Origin of the sequence: Cryobacterium melibiosiphilum, from assembly GCF_003602235.1 — a bacterium.
Classification (GTDB): Bacteria; Actinomycetota; Actinomycetes; order Actinomycetales; family Microbacteriaceae; genus Cryobacterium; species Cryobacterium melibiosiphilum.
Genome location: NZ_QZVS01000013.1, coordinates 1 through 2,646, shown reverse-complemented (window position 1 = coordinate 2,646; position 2,646 = coordinate 1). Strand labels below are relative to the sequence as shown.

At 66.4% G+C, this 2,646-nt stretch carries 2 protein-coding genes; both read right to left on the bottom strand.

Annotated features, from left to right (window positions below; translation table 11 throughout):
• Positions 1-134: 134 nt before the first annotated feature.
• Complete coding sequence (istB, locus tag D6T64_RS00115) at positions 135-914, bottom strand: IS21-like element helper ATPase IstB (RefSeq protein ID WP_119970256.1); 780 nt, start codon at positions 912-914, stop codon at positions 135-137.
• Positions 911-2,449: an IS21 family transposase gene (gene istA, locus D6T64_RS00110; RefSeq protein ID WP_119970254.1), complete on the bottom strand. Its 1,539-nt coding sequence runs from the start codon at positions 2,447-2,449 to the stop codon at positions 911-913. Before istA ends, istB begins: the two co-directional genes overlap by 4 nt.
• Positions 2,450-2,646: the final 197 nt, after the last annotated feature.

Below are 2,646 nucleotides of genomic sequence, written 5' to 3'. Positions count from 1 at the left end.
TGTCAAGGGCCATGAAGAACGGCCCACTGGCGGCCACGAAGAATGCCCGCTGGTGGCCAGGAAAACTGCCCATTCATGGCCAACAGATCTGCCCACCGGGAGTTCGGCGGCGTTGGCCATGGTTGAGCGCGGCGTTAGCTCATCGGCGTCACGCCCTGCCCGGCGAGGGCCTGCGTGAGGCGGATCGATTCGCCCGACGTCTGACAGACGTGAGCGTGGTGGAGTAGCCGGTCGACCGTTGCTGTGGCGAGGGTTTTGGGCATGAGCTCGTCGAATCCGGCGGGATGCAAATTCGAGCTGACGGCGATGGACCGTTTTTCATAGGCCGCGTCGACGAGGCGATAGAGCCCTTCGGCCGCGTCCGTCCCGACCGGCAAGAGCCCGATATCGTCGATGACGATCAGGTCGGCGCGGAGGATCCGGGAGACGACTCGGGTGACGCTGTCATCCGAGCGGTGGGCGCGCATCAACGCGCCGAGGTCCTCGAGGCGGAACCAGGCCACGCGCATGCCGGCCTCGACGACTTGCTGGCCGAGGGCCTCGAGGAAGAACGTTTTCCCGGTGCCGGAGGGCCCGCAAACGACAACGTTCTCCTTCCGACTGATCCACTCCAGAGTGCGCAGGGCCTGCTGGGTGGGCAGCGGGATCGACGATGCGGCCGGGTCCCAGGTGTCGAAGGTCTTCCCGGTCGGGAACCCGGCTGCTTTCCGCCGGGTGGCGAGCATCGACCGGGACCGGCCGGTGACCTCCTCGACGAGGAGCGCCTTGACCACTTCGGAGGGCTCCCACCGTTGCGTGCGCGCCGTGATCAGCAGCTCGGGCGCTAACGCCCTGGCGTAGGGCATCTTCAGCTGACGCATCAACGCTTCGAGGTCGGCGGGCAGCGCGGGCGCGGCGGTCGGGACGGGGCTCATGCGCTTTCCTCCAGCAGGTCATCGACGGTGCTGGCCGGCAGCTGTCCGATCGCGGCCCAGCCACGGGTCCCTTGGGTGAGGGACTGCGTCTCGCTGGCCGTGTGGACGCTCGAGCGCAGGCCGGCAGCGTTGAGGATGGAGGCGAGGTCCTTGTGAGCGAAGCGGCCGTGGATGGCCGCAGTGCCCAGGGCCTGGTCGACGTCGGCCTGCCCGGCGATCTTCGCCAACGCGACGGTTTCGGCCATTTTCTGCGTGATTCGCAGCGTGCCCACCGCGGCCGCTTCGAGCAGCCAGGTCCGCGCGCCAGCACCGATCGCGAGGAACTCCAACTCGGCCGCGCTTCGCGCTTTCACTGGGTAGTCGCCGGGGATTCTGGGGGCGTGGTCGGGGAAGTGAGCATCATTGATGGCGGGACTGCCGGGCTGAGCACGGTGGTGCCGGGCAACTTCGACGGGACCATCGCGGCCCTCGTGGACCACGATGACCTGCTCATCCAGGCCGAGGCCATGACTGCGCACGAACACTCGGGCGCCGAGCAGGTAGGCCGGCACGGAGTACTGAGCGTTCTCGAACGTGACCATCGGGGTGTTGCCCGGCACGCGGCGGGACATGCCGAAGGAGATCGTGTGGGCGGCGTCGGGAACCCGGTGCAACCGGGGGGTTTCCTCCAGAAGCATCACGGCCGGCTTGCGGCGGGTGGCGCGGTGCTCACGGTTGTTGACGAGGTCCATGAACTCCTGACAGGCCGTTTCGATGTCGACGAAGGAATCGTATTCGGGCCGGAGGTTGGTGTCTTTGGGCACGATGTCGGCCTTGGCCAGCTTCACGGAGGACTCGACGCCGCCCTTGGTCGCGGGGTCCGCCGGCTGGCAGGTCAGGACCGTGACGCCGTAGTGGCGGGCGAAGTCGACGGTGGCGACGTTGCGCACCGGGACGCCGGCGATGTGGGACACGGTGACGGTTTTCTCGTTGTCGGTCAGGACGTAGGTCGGCGCGCCGCCGATCATGCGGAACGTGCGATCCAGCGCCGCGTAAACGCTCGGCGCCGTCCGGTCACGCATCACAATCACGACCCGGAACCGTGACCACGCCAGCCATGCAATATAGAGGACAGTCTTCTTGCCGTCCATCATGGGTCCGTCGCCGAAATCGTACTGAATCCACATTCCCGGCTCCGAGATCCAAGGGCGGTGGACGCGGGTGTTGCCGAGGCGGTAGGCGGCACGCACCTGCGCGAACGCGCGCCGCGTCGAGCGGTCAGAGCCCGTGTAGCCGAGGCCGAGGAGTTTGGTGTGGGCGACGTCGGCGCGGAGCTTGCCGTTGGATGCCTCCATCCATTCCTCGAGCTTGGGCATGAACGGGTCGGTGACGCGGCCGCGGTTAACGGGGTTAGCGATCGGCTGGCCGGCGTCGCGGGCGGCGACATGGCGGGCGACGGTGTGGTGGGAGCAGCCCGTGAGCTCGGCGGCACCCCGCAAAGATTTGGTCAGATCGTACGCAGCGAGTATTTCCATGATTTCTACGTCTACCTTCATAAGTGGGCCTCTTCCTGAGCTGTTCAATTGCGTCTTAGACACCGCAATCAAACCCCAGGAAGAGGCTCCGCCGTTTAACACGGCCGGGTTTAGAAAAGGAAGTGGGCAGATCTCATGGCCACCAACGGGCAGTTTTCCTGGCCGTCAGTGGGCAGTTTCGTGGCCGCCTATGGGCAGCTTGTCATGGCCGCCGACAC